A 16,324-nucleotide genomic window follows, 5' to 3' on the forward strand; every position below is an offset into this window, starting at 1 on the left:
GCGACGGTGGCGAGGGTGACTATCCGTCCTCGTCGCTGTCATCTTCCTCCTCGCCGTGGACGGCAGGGACCGCCAGACGACGGAGCGCCATGTGCTCGGCACGGCGGAGCGCACCACGGCTTTTGTCGTGTACCTGCACCCCGCGCCGCATCTTGGGCGCGGTCGCCAGCGGGTTGCGCGGCGGCGGCGAAGGCGGCACCACCAGCGGCAGGTCGCGTCGTTGCTTGTGTTTGCGGCTCATCGCGGCGTCCTCACAGACTGAACTTGAGCAATTGCACGCCCTCGGCACGACGCAACCGGCGGAGAACGCTGCGGTCGGCGGCGAGGAAGGCGGGCAGGGTGGTGCCGGGGCGGAAACAGAAGCGCTGCGGCAGGCTGCTGTAGACCGACACCGGCGGCGCCGCGCCGTGGCGGATGTCCTTCAGCAGCACGCCCGACCGCGGCGTGTGCATCCAGATGTCGGCGATGCCGAGTTCCTCACGCAGGAAGAACAGCGTCGCCGCCAGCAGCGCCTCGTCCCACAGCGGGCGGTGCGGAGCGAGATGGCGGTCGTGGTAGGCAACCACGTCGGCGCGGCTGCCGCCGAAGCTGCGCTGATAGCGGCGGGCGAAGGTGGCATCGTCCAGGCGCAGCGCGTTGTCGCGCACCCGCGCTGCGCGCCGCAGCCAGTCGGTCTGCAACTCCTCGATCAGCGCCTCGCCGCGTTCGAAATCCACGTCCAGCCGCGCCCACGCCAGGGTGTAGCGCGGTTCGGGCGCAGTCGGGTCGCGCAGCGCCGGATGGCCCCAGGCGTTGAACGGGTCCTCGCCGCCGTGGGGGCGCACCAGCCGGCCGAAGGCGCGGTTGTGGCCGTGGTTGAAATTGAGTTGCAGCACCAGGTTGGCGCCACGGCGGCTGGTCTGCGCGGCGCGCCAGCGGCCGTTGCCCCACACGCCCAGGCTGAGCGTGTAGTGCTCCGGCTGCAGCATGCCGGGCAGCCAGGCGGCATCCACGGTGGCGCGGTCGAGCATGCCGCCGCAGCCGGCCAGCAGCGCACGCAGCGCCGGCTTCTGCAGCAGTTGCGCGGCGGCGTGGCCGCGCAGCGCCGCCACCGCGGTCGGCCGCGGCAGCGCGTAGCGCAGCAGTTGAAGGCTGTACTTATCCTTGAAGTAGGGAAACAGCGTGCGCCCGCGGGGGAGCAGGGCGCGCAGGCTGTCGATTTCCTGCATCTGCATGGTGTTTTCGCTTCCGTTGATCGCTTGGGAATATCGGCGTCGGCCGGTGCATGGCAGCGGCCGGGAACAGCGGAAAGGTGAGTGCAGACATGTCGGTTCTCCTGGTCGGTAGGGGCGGACGGCTGTGGATAACCCGCCCGCCGGATGTTTCGGTCACAACAGTGCGCGGCGCCGGCTTCAGCCTTTGACGCAGAGCACCTGCTTGAGGGTGTGCACCACTTCGACGAGATCGGTCTGGTTGGCCATGACCTCGTCGATGTTCTTGTAGGCGGCGGGAATCTCGTCGATCACGCCGCCGTCCTTGCGGCATTCCACGCCGGCGGTCTGGGCTTCGAGGTCGAAGCGGCTGAAGCGCCGCTTGGCCTCGCTGCGGCTCATGCGGCGGCCGGCGCCGTGCGAGCACGAGCAGTACGACGCGGCATTGCCCAGCCCGCGCACGATGTAGCTCTTCGCCCCCATGCTGCCGGGGATGATGCCCAGCTCGCCGGCGCCGGCGCGGATCGCGCCCTTGCGGGTGACGTAGAGCGACTCGCCGAAGTGGGTCTCGCGCGCCACGTAGTTGTGGTGGCAGTTGATCGCCTCCTCGGTGATGCTGAAGGCCGGCAGCAGCGGGCGGATCGCCTCCACCACCAGCGCCATCATCATGCGGCGGTTCTCCATCGCGTAGTCCTGCGCCCAGTGCACCGCGTCCACGTAGTCGTCGAACAGCGCGCTGCCCTCGCTGAAGTAGGCGAGGTCCTTGTCCGGCAGCGCATGCAGGTGACGGCCCATGTCCTTCTTGGCCGCGGCGATGAAGTAGCGGCCGATGACGTTGCCGATGCCGCGGCTGCCGGAATGCAGCATCACCCACAGCTGGTCGGCCTCGTCCACGCACAGCTCGATGAAGTGGTTGCCGCCGCCCAGACTGCCGAGCTGGCAGATCCAGGTGGTGTTGAAGCGGCGCTGCATCTTCATCAGCCCGGGATGGCGGCCGACGATCCCGTCCAGGCGGTCTCCGAGCCGGCGCGCCTGGCGGGCGTGAGCGCTGCCGCGCACCCGGCTTTCATCGTGCTGCTCGAAGCCCACCGGCACCGCCGCCTCGATCGCCGAGCGCAGGCGGCCAAGGTTGTCCGGCAGCCGGCCGGCATCCAGCGACAGCCGCAGCGCGTTCATGCCGCAGCCGATGTCGACGCCGACCGCCGCCGGAATGATGGCGTGCGCGGTCGGAATCACCGACCCGATGGTGGCGCCGATGCCGGCGTGCACATCCGACATCGCCGCGATCGGGTGATCCACGATGGGCAGCTGCGACAGATTCACCAGCTGCTGCAGCGCTTCGTGTTCGATATCCCGCGTCCACAGCTTGATCGGGACGCGGCCCTTGTTGAGGGTGAGTTGTATGGCCATTGCTGCCTTTTCCATTGCCTGCCGCCGGCGCGATCGCGCGGCGGACGGATAAACAAAAAGCCCCGGCCGGGAAGACCAGGGCTTCAGGCAATGGCGGCACCGCTGCGGGTGGGGCCATCGGAGGCTGTCCTGGCTCGGGGCGGCTGGCGCCCGAGCCGTTTCATGCGGCAGCAGGCGCTTCAGCGCGTGGTGTGCTCCTTGTGGTTCGCTGCTGGCATGGGGGCCTCCTGGAATTCGGCGTGTGAACGCGAGGGGTTGATCGGGAATCCGCCGGGCGGATCTGCGCGGCAATGCCTTGCGCATGGGATACGGCGGACTTTACGCGCCCGCGCGGCACGCTGTCAAAAACTTTATCCACAGCCTCCCGGCGCACGGAAGGCCCTGATTGCTTGGTAGAATCCGGCCACTGCGCGCTGCCGCCCGGCAGCGCCCTCCGCAACCCTTGATGGCCCTCTTCCCTTGTCCTCCACGCCTTTTCCGCCCGAGCTGCTCCGCGACGTCGACAAACGCCGCACCTTCGCGATCATTTCCCACCCCGACGCGGGCAAGACCACGCTGACCGAAAAGCTGCTGCTGTTCGGCGGCGCGATCCAGCTCGCCGGCACGGTGAAGGCGCGCAAGTCCGCCCGCCACGCCACCTCCGACTGGATGGAGGTGGAAAAGCAGCGCGGCATCTCGGTGACCAGCTCGGTGATGCAGTTCGAATACCAGGACCACACCATCAACCTGCTCGACACCCCGGGCCACGAGGACTTCTCCGAGGACACCTACCGCGTGCTCACCGCGGTGGATGCCGCGGTGATGGTGATCGACGCCGCCAAGGGCGTGGAAGCGCAGACCATCAAGCTGCTCGAGGTCTGCCGCCTGCGCAACACCCCCATCATCACCTTCGTGAACAAGATGGACCGCGAGGTGCGCGAGCCCTTCGAGCTGCTCGCCGAGATCGAGGACGTGCTCAAGATCAGCTGCGCGCCGGTGACCTGGCCGATCGGCATGGGCAAGGCCTTCCGCGGCGTCTATCACCTGCTGCAGGACCACGTGCTCACCTTCACCCCCGGCGAGGAGCGCCGCAGCGACGCCGAGGTGCTGTCCGGCATCGGCAACCCGGAACTCGACGCCCGCTTCCCGATGGAGATCGGCCAGGTGCGCGACGACGTCGGCCTGCTCAACGACGCCTCGCCGCCCTTCGACCTCGACGAATTCCTCGCCGGCAAGCAGAGCCCGGTGTTCTTCGGTTCCGGTATCAACAACTTCGGTGTGCAGGAGATCCTGCAGGCCCTGATCGACTGGGCGCCGCCGCCGCAGCAGCGCATCGCCGGCACCAAGGGCAACGACACCCGCATGGTGCAGCCGGCCGAACCCGCCTTCACCGGCTTCGTGTTCAAGATCCAGGCCAACATGGACCCGAAACACCGCGACCGCATCGCCTTCTTCCGCATCTGCTCCGGCCGCTACCAGTCGGGCATGAAGGTCAAGCACGTGCGCGCAGGGCGCGAGATGAAGCTCGCCAACGCGCTCACCTTCATGGCCAACGAACGGGTGCTGAAGGACGACGGCGTCGCCGGCGACATCATCGGCATCCACAACCACGGCCAGCTGCAGATCGGCGACACCCTGACCGAAGGCGAGATCCTCGGCTTCAAGGGCATCCCCTACTTCTCGCCGGAAATGTTCCGCGCCGCGCGCCTGCGCGACCCCCTCAAATCCAAGCAGTTGCAGAAGGGTTTGCAGGAGCTGGGCGAAGAAGGCGCCATCCAGGTGTTCGAACAGGACGGCGGGCAGATGCTGCTCGGCGCGGTCGGGCAGCTGCAGTTCGAAGTCGTCGCCCAGCGTCTGAAGGACGAATACAAGGTCGATGCGATCTTCGAAACCGCGGACATCCACACCGCGCGCTGGCTGACCTTCCCCGACGACCTCACCCGCCGCAATTTCGAGCGCGAACAGGCGCTGCGGCTGGGCAAGGATGTGGATGGCAACCTGGTGTACCTGGCCAGCAGCCGCTACAACCTGGAAGTGACGCGCGAAAAATGGCCCACGGTGGGCTTCCACGCCACCCGCGAGCACGGCCAGGTGATCGCCTGAGCCGGCGCTCCACGACGCGATGAGCAACACCGACCACGCCGACACCCGCCGCCTGGGCCGCGTCATGGCCTGGCTGGCGGCGCTGGCGCTGCTCGGCCTGCTGTGGCTGTATTTCGAAAACGAACTCGAACACCGCAACAACCCCAACCGCGGCCTCGTCGCGGATCCGGGTGGTGGCGCCGAGCTGGTGCTCAAGCGCAACCGCGCCGGCCACTACGTGGCGCCGGGCACGATCAACGGCCGCCCGGTCACCTTCCTGCTCGACACCGGCGCCAGCCAGGTCTCGGTGCCCGCCCGGCTGGCCGACCAGCTCGACCTCAAGCCCGGCGCGCCGGCGCAGGTCATGACCGCCAACGGCGCGGTCCAGGTGCGACTGACCCGCATCGACGAACTCGTTCTCGGCCCTTTCCGCGTACGCGGCGTGCAGGGTCATCTCAACCCGGGCATGAACGCGCACGACGAAATCCTGCTCGGCATGAGCGTGCTGAAGGCGCTGGAATTCACCCAGCGCGGCGACACGCTGATCCTGCGCGCCCCCACCCCCTGACCCGTGCGCCGCGGCCCTGAGGCCCTGAGGCCCTGGGGAGCCGCAGGAAGCGCCCGGCCGCCCCGTCAGGGCGCCATCCAGCCTCCTCCCGATCCCACAGGCGCGAAGAGCGGCAAACCGCGCGGCCCCGGCCGGCAAGACCCGTTTTCCCAAGTGATTTTCCGCCTCGGGCGCCCGCCTTCCCGCCCGCCGCAGCGCTGTTGAAAAGCTGTGTTGCGGGAACCGGAAAAGTTGTGGACAACCGGCCGCTGCGGAGAAGCGCCGTTTTCCATCAACAAATCATCCCGTTCTTTCCCCGCCCTTGTACACGATTTTTCCCTGGTCTTAATGTACTGATTCAGCTGGAATAAACGGGCTTATCCACAGAAACGGGGCGTACATAATCTTTAAGGTTTGTTTACTTCTATAAAACCTGTGTACACCCCTTCCTGAAGCGCGGTCGGACTTCGACGGCTCAGAACGGCGGATCGCCTGCGAGGGCGGGTTCCACCGCCGGCCTGTCGAATGCGGTGACCGCGGGCTGCACCTCCGGCGTGGCCAGCTCGCCACCCAGCGCATCCACCACCGCCGGCAGCAGCTTCTGCAGCTCGCCGGTCATCAATGCGAACTCGGCGTTGAACAAGGCGATCGCGTCCTCGGCTTCGCCGTCGATCTGGTCACGCACGACATCGAGGAAGTCCAGCCGCTTGATTTCCAGCTTCTCGGTCAGCACGAAGCTGACGCGATCGTCGAAGGTCATCGCCAGCCGGGTGGGCAGCTTGCCGGCGGTCAGGTGGCCCTTGATCTCGTCGCCTTCCAGCGTGTGGCGCACGTAGCGCACCGCCGCCTTGTCCTCGGTCACCGAGCGCAGCTCGCAATCCTGGTCGATCGTGAAGTTGGCGGGGGCTTCGCCGCCGGCCAGCCAGTCGGCCATCGCGGACGACGGCGAGCGTTCGGTGCGCAGCAGGGCCAGCGGCAGGCTGTCCAGGGTCTGGCGCAGGTGTTCGAGCACGTCTTCGGCGCGGGCCGCGCTCGAGGCATCCACCGCCAGCCAGCCATGGACCGGGTCGATCCAGGCGTGGATGCGGCGGCGGCGGGTGAAGGCGCGCGGCAGCAGTTCCTGCGTGACCTGCTCACGCAACTCCTTCAACTGCTTGCGGCCGAGCTTGTAGCCCTGCTGCTCGGCGATCTCCTCGGCGCGCTCGTCGGCAACCTGCTTGACCACCGAGGACGGCAGCAGCTTGCCCTCGACGCCGAGCGCGATCAGCCACTGGTCGCCCACCGGATGCACCAGCACGTCGTCGGCCACCGGCGCCACCCAGCCGCGGCTTTCCATGTCCTGGCTGCCGCAGGGCTGGAAGCGGCGCTTGGCGAGCTGTTCCTCGAAACGTTCGAGGCTGATGTCCCACGGGGCGGGCAGGCGGTAGAGCTGTAGATTCTTGAACCACATGATGATTTTTTCCTGGACGTGAACGAAGCACGCCCGCAGCGTACGGCCACGGGCGCGGGATTGAAGGGCTTTACTGCAGGCGGCCGGATTCCGCGATCATCCGGATCATCTTCAGCGTGTCGAGATCGGACTGATGGTAGGCCGAGCGCACGATATCGGCGTACTTCGCGTCCTCGCCGCCGACATCCGGCAACGTGGTGGCATAGGTGAAGCGCAGGAAGAGCGCGCCGGGTTGCGGCTCCTCGATGCGTATCGTCAGGCTGCCGCCGGCGTGCTCGGCATTGGCTTCGGATTCGAAGCTGATCCATTCGAGTTCGGCGAAGCGGACCCGGTCACGGATGACCGCGGCGCCGAAGTGCAGGTCGCGCACCAGCTCGTTGGGGCTGCGCTCGACGATGCGGCAGGATTCCAGCCCGGGCAGAAAGGGGCGAGCGTCCTCGGCGCGGCACAGCAGGCCGAACCAGAGTTCTTCCCGCGTCAGCCGGGTGGTGTGGGGATCGGCGAGATCATTGACCTCGACCAGGTGTTCGAACTTCACGGACTTCTCCCTCGCGGGTCGGCTTCGCAGTTTACCGCGAGCCGGGGCGCACTCGCAGGTCCGGGCATCCGGGCTACCATGCCGGCCATGCAAATCGAACGCCTCCTCCATTCCCAGGGCTTCGGCAGCCGCAAGGACTGCCGCGCCCTCCTTCGTGCCGGCTACGTCAGCGTCGCCGGCGTGCCCTGCGACGACCCCCGCGCCGAATTCGACCCCGGCAGCAAGGACGGCAGTCCGGGGCTCGAATTCACCGTCGATGACGAGATCTGGCACTTCCGCGCGCAGGCCTATCTGATGCTGCACAAGCCCGCGGGCTACGAGTGTTCGCACAAGCCCACCTTCCATCCCTCGGTGTTCACGCTGTTGCCGCCGCAGTTGCTCAACCGTGGCGTGCAATGCATCGGCCGGCTGGACCAGGACACCACCGGGCTGTTGCTGCTGTCGGACGACGGGCAGTTCATCCACCAGTGGAGCTCGGGCAAGAAGCGCACGCCCAAGGTGTACGAGATCGGCCTCAAGCACGCAGCCGACGACGCCCTGGTGGCGGCGCTGCTGGCCGGTGTCGAACTCCACGACGAACCGGCGCCGATCGCGGCCGCTGCGTGCGAGATCACCGCCAGCCACGCGCTGCGGCTGACGATTACCGAAGGCAAGTATCACCAGGTCAAGCGCATGGTGGCCGCGGCGGGCAACCGGGTGGAAACCCTGCATCGCAGCCGCGTCGGCGGCCTGACGCTGGATCCGGCCTTGAAGCCCGGCGAATGGCGCTGGCTCGAAGCGGCCGATATCGCTGCGTTGGCCGCGGGTGCGGCCGACGGCGATTGAAGCGCCAGCCAGCAGGGGTAGGTTTTATCTTGTTTTTTTAATTATTAAAGAAATAAAGAAGTTAACAGGGGACGAAAATCTGTGGATAACCGGATGAAACCCCGTGCCGGAAAGGAATCCAGCCGGGGACAAGGTCGTAGATAAGCCCCGGAGTCAGTTGTGCACGAAATGTCCATGATTTTCTTGTCCCCGTCGCTTATCCGCTTTGTCCACATCCTGTCCCGGCTTCTCTCCCCTGCTTGTCCACGTCCATGAACCCGATCGCCCCGCAAACGCCGCCCGACTGGGAGATTTTCTGCCGTGTTGTGGATAACTATGGGGATATCGGCGTCTGCTGGCGGCTCGCCCGGATGCTGGCCGCGACCGGCACCACCGTAAGGCTGTGGGTGGACGACTGGAGCGCGCTGGGCCGGCTGTGTCCCGCGGTGGCGGACGCAACCGGCGCCGCGCTGCTGGCAGGGGTGGAGCTGAGGCAATGGAGCAGTCCTTTCCCCGCACCTGCGCCCGGCGCCAACGTGATCGAAGCCTTTGCGTGCGAACTGCCGTCGTCCCAGGTCCATGCGATGGCACGCTGCAGTCTGCCGCCGGCGTGGATCAACCTCGAATACCTCTCCGCCGAGGACTGGGTGGCAGGCTGCCACCGGCTCGCGTCGCCGCACCCCGCCCTCGGCCTGGTCAAGCACTTCTTCTTCCCCGGTTTCGACGGCGGAAGCGGCGGCCTGCTGCGCGAACCCGGGCTGCTCGCCGCGCGTGACCGCTACCGTGCCGGCGGCGGGCGGGCGGCGCTGCTCCAAGCGCTGGGTTTGGGCGCGGACACGGCCGACGCGCTGGTGGTCTCGCTTTTCGCCTATGAGCAGCCGGCGCTGGCCGAACTGCTTGGGGCATGGCGGCGTTCGCCGCGGCCGCTGGTGCTGCTGGTGCCGGAGGGGCGGGTGCTCGCCGATCTCGCCGGGGCGCTGGGCGGCGGTCCGCTGGCGGTGGGCGAACGCCGCCGGCTCGATGCGCTGCAGGTGGCGGTGCTGCCCTTTTCCGACCAGGACGGTTACGACCGCTTGCTGTGGAGCTGCGACCTCAACTTCGTTCGCGGCGAAGACTCCTTCGTGCGCGCGCAATGGGCCGCGGCCCCCTTCGTCTGGCAGATCTACCGCCAGCCCGACGACGCCCATGCCGACAAGCTCGACGCCTTTCTCGCGCGCTACGCGGCGGGGCTGGACGAAGCGCCGCGGACCGCGCTGGGCAGGTTCTGGAAAGCCTGGAACGGCGAAGGGAGCGCTGCCGCGGCGTGGCCGGACTTTGCCGCCGCGCTGCCGCTGCTGGCGGACCACACCGCGCGCTGGAGCGCGGCCCTGGCGGCGCAGGACGACCTGGCGACCCAGTTGAAGCGATTCTGCAACCACATCCGCCAGCCGGCAGGTTAGAATCGCGCGTTTCGATTCACGTGGACCGCGGCCTGGCCGCGCCCCAGCTCAGGACACAGCATGAAAACCGCACAGGAACTCCGCTCCGGCAACGTCATCATGGTCGGCAGCGACCCGCTGGTGGTGCAGAAGGCCGAATACAACAAGTCCGGCCGCAACGCCGCGGTCGTGAAGATGAAGCTCAAGAACCTGCTGACCGGCGCGCCGTCCGAATCGGTGTACAAGGCCGACGACAAGTTCGAAGTCGTGCAGCTCGACCGCAAGGAAGTGACCTACTCCTACTTCGCCGATCCGATGTACGTGTTCATGGACGCCGACTACGAGCAGTTCGAGGTCGAAGCCGAGAACATGACCGACGCGCTCAAGTACCTCGAAGACGGCCTGCAGTGCGAAGTCGTGTTCTACAACGGCAAGGCCATCTCGGTCGAACTGCCCACCACCGTGGTGCGTGAAGTGGTCTATACCGAACCCGCGGTCAAGGGCGACACCTCCGGCAAGGTCATGAAGCCGGCCAAGATCGCCACCGGCTTCGAACTGCCGGTTCCCGCCTTCGTTGAAATCGGCGACAAGATCGAAATCGACACCCGTACCGACGAGTACAAGAACCGCGTCAAGTAAGCCGCGCGCGTTCTCAAGCCAAGGGGCCCCGCGTGGGCCCCTTTGTTTTCCGATTGTTGCCGGCGGGATATCGGCGGCCGCCGCCGGGTCCGAAGCGGCATTCCGACTCCCCTTGCTGCCGCCATGTCCGTCCGGTCTTCCCCCACCCGTGTTGTTGCCCTGTCCCTTGCGCTGACGATGCTTGCGCTGCTGCCCGCCTGTAGCGACGGCCCTGGCAGTGAAGCCCGGCGTTCGGCGCAGGAAGCGGCGAGTGCCGCGCGCGAAGCCCTCGACAAGGCGGGCGAGGCTGCGCAGAAGGCCGGCGAGGCGGGCAAGGCCGCGCTCGAGGCGGTCGAGCAGGGCACGCGCGCGGGCACCGAGCGCGGCGGCGAAAAGCTGGAAGCGCTGACCGACGCCACCGGCGAGCATGCGCGGGACGCGCAGGAGGCGGCCGAGCGGGCCGCCCAGCGCATCGCCGACGCCACCCGCGACGCCGCGCGCAGGCTCGCCACAGCCGGGCGTGACGCAGTGGAGGCGGTGCGCCGGCCTGATCAGGGCGAGACGGGGCCGCGCTGACCCTCCGCGGCGCGGACTCGGCCACAGCGCGAAGCGCCCTACAATCACGCCTTTCTGCCCTCCCCGCAGTCCGCCATGTCCGAGCCCAAAGACAGCATCCGCATCCGCGGTGCGCGTCAAAACAATCTGCGCAACCTCTCGCTCGACCTGCCGCTGAACCGCCTGACCGTGGTAACCGGCGTGTCCGGCTCCGGCAAGTCTTCGCTGGTGTTCGACACGCTCTACGCCGAAGGCCAGCGGCGCTACGTCGAAACCTTCTCGCCCTACGCGCGCCAGTTTCTCGACCGCATGGACAAGCCGCAGGTGGACCGCATCGAAGGCGTGCCGCCCGCGATCGCGATCGACCAGACCAACCCGGTGCGCACCTCGCGTTCCACCGTCGGCACCATGACCGAGCTGGCCGACCACTTCAAGCTGCTGTACGCCCGCGCGGCGCACCTGCATTGCCGCCAGTGCGGCGAGCCGGTGCGGCGCGACACGCCGGCCAGCATCGCCGCCGACCTCGCGCAGCGCGCAGCGGCGACGGGCGACCCGCGCCTGGTCGTGTGTTTCCCGGTGACGGTGCCGAAGAACTTCAGCGAGGCCGAGGTCACCGCGCTGCTCAACGCGCAGGGCTACACCCGCATCCAGCAGCGCATCGAGGCCGCCGACGGCGACCTGCTGCAGGTGGTGCAGGACCGTTTCCGGCTGTCGAACGTGGAACCGGCGCGGCTGGCCGAAGCGCTCGAAGCCGCGCTGCAGCGCGGCCACGGCCGGCTGGCGGTGTACGCCTCGGGCGACGCCGTGCCCGGCGGCGAGGCGGTGTGGCGCTATTCCAGCGACCTGCACTGCGCGCCCTGCGACATTCACTACGCCGAGCCGACGCCGGCGCTGTTCTCCTTCAATTCGCCGATCGGCGCCTGCGACACCTGCCGGGGCTTCGGCCGCGTGATCGGCGTGGATTTCGGCCTGGTGATCCCGGACGAATCCAAGACCCTGGCCGAAGGCGCGGTCAAGCCCTGGCAGACGCAGAGCTTCCGAGAGTGCCAGGACGACCTCGCGAAGATGGCGAAGAAGCACGGCGTGGCGATGGACGTGCCCTTCCGCGACCTGCCGGAGGAGCACCGGCGCTGGGTGCTGGAAGGCGACGAGAAGTGGAAGAGCTGGGATTCGTCCTGGCCGCGCTACTTCTACGGCGTGCGCCACTTCTTCGAATGGCTGGAGACCAAGGCCTACAAGATGCACATCCGGGTGCTGCTGTCGCGCTACCGCAGCTACACCGAATGTCCCGCCTGCCATGGCGCGCGCCTCAAGCCCGAAGCCCTGCTGTGGCGGCTGCCGACCGCGGAGGGCGGCCTGCCTATCCACAGCTTGTTCAACCTGCCTGTGGATAAAGTGCGGGCGCTGATCGCCGCGCTCGAACTGCCTGGCCTCGCCGACGAGGCCACCGAGCTGGTGCTCGGCGAAATCCGCAGCCGGCTCGACTATCTCGCCGACGTCGGCCTCGGCTACCTGACGCTGGACCGCCAGTCGCGCACGCTGTCGGGCGGCGAGGTGCAGCGCATCAATCTCACCACCGCGCTCGGCACCTCGTTGGTCAACACCCTGTTCGTGCTCGATGAACCCTCGATCGGCCTGCATCCGCGCGACATCGGCCGCATCCTGGGGGTGATGACGCGGCTGCGCGATGCCGGCAACACGCTGGTGGTCGTCGAGCACGATCCGCAGCTGATCGTGGCCGCCGACGAACTGCTTGAAATCGGCCCCGGCCCCGGCGAACGCGGCGGCGCCATCGTCGCGCGCGGCACCCCGGCCGAACTCGCCGCCAACCCGGATTCGATCACCGGGCCCTGGCTCGCCGGGCGCAAGACGATCACGGTCGCGCGCCCGCCGCTGCCGGTCGACACGGCGACGCCGCGGCTGGTGCTGCACAGCGCGCGCGAACACAACCTGAAGTCGCTGACGGTCGGTTTTCCGCTGCAGCGGCTGGTCTGCCTCACCGGCGTCTCCGGCTCGGGCAAATCCACGCTGATCCAGGACGTGCTCCATCCCGCCCTCGCCAAGCACTTCGGCGAAGCCACCGAGTCCGCCGCCAATCCCGCCGGCGCGTTCGAGCGCCTGACCGGCACCGAAACGCTGCGCGGCGTGGTGATGGTCGACCAGACGCCGATCGGCAAGAGTTCGCGCTCCAACCCGGTCAGCTACGTCGGCGCCTGGGACCCGATCCGCAACCTGTTCGCCGCGTTGCCGGAAGCGCGCCAGCGCGGCTACACGCCGGGCACCTTCAGCTTCAACTCGGGCAACGGGCGCTGCCCCACCTGCACCGGTTCCGGCTTCGAACACGTCGAGATGCAGTTCCTGTCCGATGTCTGGTTGCGCTGCCCCGATTGCGAAGGCAAACGCTATCGCCCGGAGGTGCTGGAACTGAGCTGGCATGGCCGCTCGGTAGCGGATGTGCTCGACATGACGGTGCGCGAGGCACTGCTGTTCTTCATCGACCAGCCCAAGGTGCTGGCGGCCTTGGCGCCGCTGGCGGATGTCGGCCTCGACTACCTGCGCCTCGGCCAGCCGGTGCCCACGCTGTCCGGCGGCGAAGCGCAACGGCTCAAGCTCGCCGGCCACCTCGCCGAAGCGGCGCAGAAGAAGCCGGCGCGCGGGCGCAGCGCGGACGAGGCGGCGCCCGGCCTGCTGTTCCTGTTCGACGAACCCACCACCGGGCTGCACTTCGAGGACGTCGCGACCCTGCTCGGCGCATTCGGCAAGCTGCTCGAGGCCGGCCACTCGCTGGTCGTCATCGAACACAACCTGGATGTCATCGCCGCGGCGGACTGGATCATCGACCTCGGCCCGGAAGGCGGCGACGGTGGCGGCGAGATCGTTGCCGAAGGGCCGCCGGCCGCGGTGCAGCAGCACCCCGCCTCGCACACCGGACTGGCGCTGCGCGACTACGCTGCCGCGCTCGCGCGGACCCGCCGTGCGGCGACGCCGGCGGCGCTTGCCGCGGCGGAACCGCGCGCGGCCTACCGGCCGGTTGCCGCGCCGGCGATCGAGATCCGCCACGCGCGCGAGCACAACCTGAAGAACGTCAGCCTGCAGATCCCGCGCGACCAGTTCACCGTGATCACCGGTCTGTCGGGGTCGGGCAAGTCCACGCTCGCGTTCGACATCGTGTTCGGCGAGGGCCAGCGCCGCTACCTCGAATCGCTCAACGCCTATGCGCGCCAGTTCGTGCAGCCGGCCAGCCGGCCGGACGTGGACGGCCTGTTCGGCATTCCGCCCACGGTGGCGATCGAGCAGCGCACCAGCCGTGGCGGGCGCAAGAGCACGGTGGCCACGCTGACCGAGATCCACCCCTTCCTGCGCCTGCTCTACGTCAAGCTGGGCACCCAGTACTGCCCGACCTGCGACGTGCCGGTGACGCCACAGAGCTTCGAGGCGATCGTCGCCCAGCTGATGCGCGACTACCGCGGCGCCTCGATCGAGGTGCTGGCGCCGCTGGTCGTCAATCGCAAGGGCCTCTACACCGACCTCGCCAAATGGGCGCGCGGCAAGGGCTACGCGCAGCTGCGCGTCGATGGCGACTACCTGCCGACCGCCAAGTGGCCGCGGCTGGACCGCTACAAGGAACACAACATCGAGCTGCCGGTGGGCATGGTGGTGGTGGAGCCGGACAACGAAGCTGCGCTGCGCCAGCAGGTCGGAGAGGCGCTGGAGCACGGCAAGGGCGTGCTCAAGGTGATCGAACTCGGCAAGCTCGGCGCCACCCCGGTCACCTTCTCCACGCTGCGTGCCTGCCCGAGCTGCGGCACCGGCTTCCCCGAGCCGGACCCGCGTCTGTTCTCTTACAACGCCAAGCACGGCTGGTGTCCGGGCTGCTACGGCACCGGGCTGAAGGTGGCGGGCAAGGTCGAGGACCCGGATGCGCTCGACCTCGGCGATAGCGAGGAAACCATCGCCGGCGACGAGGTGTGCCCGAGCTGCGACGGCGCCCGCCTCAACCCGGTGGCGCGCGCGGTGCGCTTCCGCGAGCGCGGCCTGCACCAGCTTGCCGCGCTCGCGGTGGACAAGGCGGCGGACTTCTTTGCCGCGCTGGAACTCGCACCGCGCGAGGCCGACATCGCCCGCGACCTCGTCGCCGAGATTCGCGGCCGGCTCGACTTCCTGCACCACGTCGGGCTCGGCTACCTCGCTCTCGACCGCGCCGCACCCACCTTGTCCGGCGGCGAAGCGCAGCGCATCCGGCTGGCGGCGCAGCTCGGCTCCAACCTGCGCGGCGTCTGCTACATCCTCGACGAGCCCACCATCGGCCTGCACCCGCGCGACAACCACCTGCTGCTCGGCACGCTGGAAGCGCTGCGCGACCGCGGCAACACGCTGCTGGTGGTCGAACACGACGAGGACACCATCCGCCGCGCCGACCACGTCATCGACCTCGGTCCGGGCGCCGGCGTGCGCGGCGGCCAGGTGGTGGCCGAAGGCCGCCTGCCCGACCTGATCGCGGCGCCCGCGTCGGCCACCGGCGCCTGCCTGCGCGCGCCGCTGCAGCACCCGCTGCGGCCGCGGCGCGCGGTGCCGGCGGGGCATCCCGCCATCCACGTGGAGGGTGCGCACCTGCACAACCTGCGCGACATCGCGGTGCGCATTCCGCTCGCACGCCTGACCGTGGTGACCGGCGTGTCCGGCTCCGGCAAGTCCTCGCTCGCCCGCGACGTGATCCACGCCAACCTGCGCGGCCTGCTCGGCGATCCGGACGCGGTGCGCGCACGCCGGCGCGGTCAGGCGCAGCCGGCGGAAAGCGCACACGCGCTGGCCGGCTGCCGCAGCATCAGCGGCTGGCAGCAGGTCGGCCGGGTGCTGGAGGTCGACCAGACCCCGATCGGCAAGACGCCGCGTTCCTGCCCCGCTACCTACGTCGGTTTCTGGGATGCGATCCGCAAGCTCTTCGCCGACACCTTCGATGCCCGCACCCACGGCTGGAACGCCTCGCGCTTCTCCTTCAACACCGGTGCGGGACGCTGCCCGGTATGCGATGGCGCCGGCCAGACCACGGTGGAGATGAACTTCCTGCCCGACGTGAAGACGCCGTGCGAAGCCTGCGGCGGCGCCCGCTTCAATCCGGAAACCCTGTCGGTGCGCTGGCGCGGCAAGACCGTGGCCGAGGTCCTGGCGATGCCGGTGGACGAAGCGGTGGCGTTCTTCGCCGCCCACCCCGCGATCGCGCATCCGCTGCAGCTGCTGCAGGATGTCGGCCTGGGCTACCTCACGCTCGGCCAGCCCAGCCCAACGTTGTCCGGCGGCGAGGCGCAGCGCATCAAGCTGGTCACCGAACTGGCCAAGGTCAGGAAGCGTCCGGGCGATGCCGACGACACCGGCGGCCTGCCCTTGCCGGCGGACAAGCACAGCCTCTACGTGCTCGACGAACCCACCGTCGGCCTGCACATGGCCGACGTCGACAAGCTGATCCGCGTGCTGCACCGCCTGACCGACGCCGGCCACACGGTGCTCGTCATCGAACACGACCTCGACGTGATGGCCGAGGCCGACTGGCTGATCGACCTCGGTCCCGAAGGCGGCGACGGCGGCGGTGCGGTGGTGGCCGAGGGTCCGCCCGAGGTCGCCATCGCCACCGCCGCGTCGCACACCGGCCGCCATCTGCGCGAATTCCTCGCCAGCCGCGCGGCGGCTGCGGAACCTAACCCGGCCTAGGCCGGTCTGTGCTGCGTTTTGCCTTTG

The 16,324-nt window shown here is 68.7% G+C and carries 12 protein-coding genes; 7 read left to right on the forward strand and 5 right to left on the reverse strand.

Going from position 1 to position 16,324, the window contains the following annotated elements:
- Positions 1-19: 19 nt before the first annotated feature.
- From dqs_RS00440 to dqs_RS00450, 3 genes are all read right to left on the reverse strand, one after another.
- The gene (locus dqs_RS00440; protein WP_065339354.1) at positions 20-241 is read right to left on the reverse strand and encodes a hypothetical protein; all 222 of its coding nucleotides are present in this window, start codon (positions 239-241) and stop codon (positions 20-22) included.
- 10 nt (positions 242-251) lie between these two features.
- Complete coding sequence (locus tag dqs_RS00445; RefSeq protein WP_065339355.1) at positions 252-1,214, reverse strand: hypothetical protein; 963 nt, start codon at positions 1,212-1,214, stop codon at positions 252-254.
- Positions 1,215-1,391: 177 nt separating this feature from the next.
- Positions 1,392-2,600, reverse strand: coding sequence for an RtcB family protein (locus tag dqs_RS00450; RefSeq protein ID WP_065339356.1), 1,209 nt, complete (start codon positions 2,598-2,600; stop codon positions 1,392-1,394).
- Positions 2,601-3,059: 459 nt separating this feature from the next.
- Here dqs_RS00450 and dqs_RS00455 point away from each other — a divergent pair, with 459 nt between their 5' ends.
- Positions 3,060-4,682: a peptide chain release factor 3 gene (locus tag dqs_RS00455; RefSeq protein WP_065339357.1), complete on the forward strand. Its 1,623-nt coding sequence runs from the start codon at positions 3,060-3,062 to the stop codon at positions 4,680-4,682.
- A gap of 19 nt (positions 4,683-4,701) precedes the next feature.
- Entirely contained in the window at positions 4,702-5,229 is a 528-nt protein-coding gene (locus tag dqs_RS00460) for a retropepsin-like aspartic protease family protein (RefSeq protein WP_011763818.1), read from the forward strand.
- Positions 5,230-5,683: 454 nt separating this feature from the next.
- Here dqs_RS00460 and dqs_RS00465 read toward each other — a convergent pair whose 3' ends face one another.
- On the reverse strand, positions 5,684-6,658 hold the full coding sequence (locus tag dqs_RS00465; protein ID WP_011763819.1) for a recombination-associated protein RdgC: 975 nt from the start codon (positions 6,656-6,658) through the stop codon (positions 5,684-5,686).
- Between the two features lie 70 nt (positions 6,659-6,728).
- Positions 6,729-7,196 carry an SRPBCC family protein gene (locus dqs_RS00470; protein ID WP_065339358.1) on the reverse strand — a complete coding sequence of 156 codons (468 nt, stop codon included), beginning with the start codon at positions 7,194-7,196 and terminating at the stop codon, positions 6,729-6,731.
- 78 nt (positions 7,197-7,274) lie between these two features.
- Between dqs_RS00470 and dqs_RS00475 the strand changes: the two genes are divergently transcribed.
- From dqs_RS00475 to uvrA, 5 genes are all read left to right on the forward strand, one after another.
- Positions 7,275-8,021, forward strand: coding sequence for a 16S rRNA pseudouridine(516) synthase (locus dqs_RS00475; RefSeq protein ID WP_065339359.1), 747 nt, complete (start codon positions 7,275-7,277; stop codon positions 8,019-8,021).
- 251 nt (positions 8,022-8,272) lie between these two features.
- Entirely contained in the window at positions 8,273-9,439 is a 1,167-nt protein-coding gene (gene earP, locus dqs_RS00480) for an elongation factor P maturation arginine rhamnosyltransferase EarP (RefSeq protein WP_065339360.1), read from the forward strand.
- A 60-nt stretch (positions 9,440-9,499) separates the two neighbouring features.
- A complete protein-coding gene (gene efp / locus dqs_RS00485; protein ID WP_011763823.1) occupies positions 9,500-10,057 on the forward strand; it encodes an elongation factor P in 558 nt (185 codons plus the stop codon).
- Between the two features lie 123 nt (positions 10,058-10,180).
- Positions 10,181-10,612 carry a hypothetical protein gene (locus dqs_RS00490; protein WP_157108121.1) on the forward strand — a complete coding sequence of 144 codons (432 nt, stop codon included), beginning with the start codon at positions 10,181-10,183 and terminating at the stop codon, positions 10,610-10,612.
- A 75-nt stretch (positions 10,613-10,687) separates the two neighbouring features.
- Complete coding sequence (uvrA, locus tag dqs_RS00495; RefSeq protein WP_065339362.1) at positions 10,688-16,297, forward strand: excinuclease ABC subunit UvrA; 5,610 nt, start codon at positions 10,688-10,690, stop codon at positions 16,295-16,297.
- Positions 16,298-16,324: the final 27 nt, after the last annotated feature.

The organism is Azoarcus olearius (assembly GCF_001682385.1).
In the GTDB taxonomy this organism is placed as follows: Bacteria; Pseudomonadota; Gammaproteobacteria; order Burkholderiales; family Rhodocyclaceae; genus Azoarcus; species Azoarcus olearius.

Bases quoted from the DNA above. Each gene is read 5' to 3' on its own strand.
- dqs_RS00440 (WP_065339354.1), bottom strand. From the start codon at position 241: ATGAGCCGCAAACACAAGCAACGACGCGACCTGCCGCTGGTGGTGCCG.
- dqs_RS00475 (WP_065339359.1), top strand. From the start codon at position 7,275: ATGCCGGCCATGCAAATCGAACGCCTCCTCCATTCCCAGGGCTTCGGC.
- dqs_RS00450 (WP_065339356.1), bottom strand. From the start codon at position 2,600: ATGGCCATACAACTCACCCTCAACAAGGGCCGCGTCCCGATCAAGCTG.
- uvrA (WP_065339362.1), top strand. From the start codon at position 10,688: ATGTCCGAGCCCAAAGACAGCATCCGCATCCGCGGTGCGCGTCAAAAC.
- dqs_RS00460 (WP_011763818.1), top strand. From the start codon at position 4,702: ATGAGCAACACCGACCACGCCGACACCCGCCGCCTGGGCCGCGTCATG.
- dqs_RS00490 (WP_157108121.1), top strand. From the start codon at position 10,181: ATGTCCGTCCGGTCTTCCCCCACCCGTGTTGTTGCCCTGTCCCTTGCG.
- dqs_RS00465 (WP_011763819.1), bottom strand. From the start codon at position 6,658: ATGTGGTTCAAGAATCTACAGCTCTACCGCCTGCCCGCCCCGTGGGAC.
- dqs_RS00445 (WP_065339355.1), bottom strand. From the start codon at position 1,214: ATGCAGATGCAGGAAATCGACAGCCTGCGCGCCCTGCTCCCCCGCGGG.
- earP (WP_065339360.1), top strand. From the start codon at position 8,273: ATGAACCCGATCGCCCCGCAAACGCCGCCCGACTGGGAGATTTTCTGC.
- efp (WP_011763823.1), top strand. From the start codon at position 9,500: ATGAAAACCGCACAGGAACTCCGCTCCGGCAACGTCATCATGGTCGGC.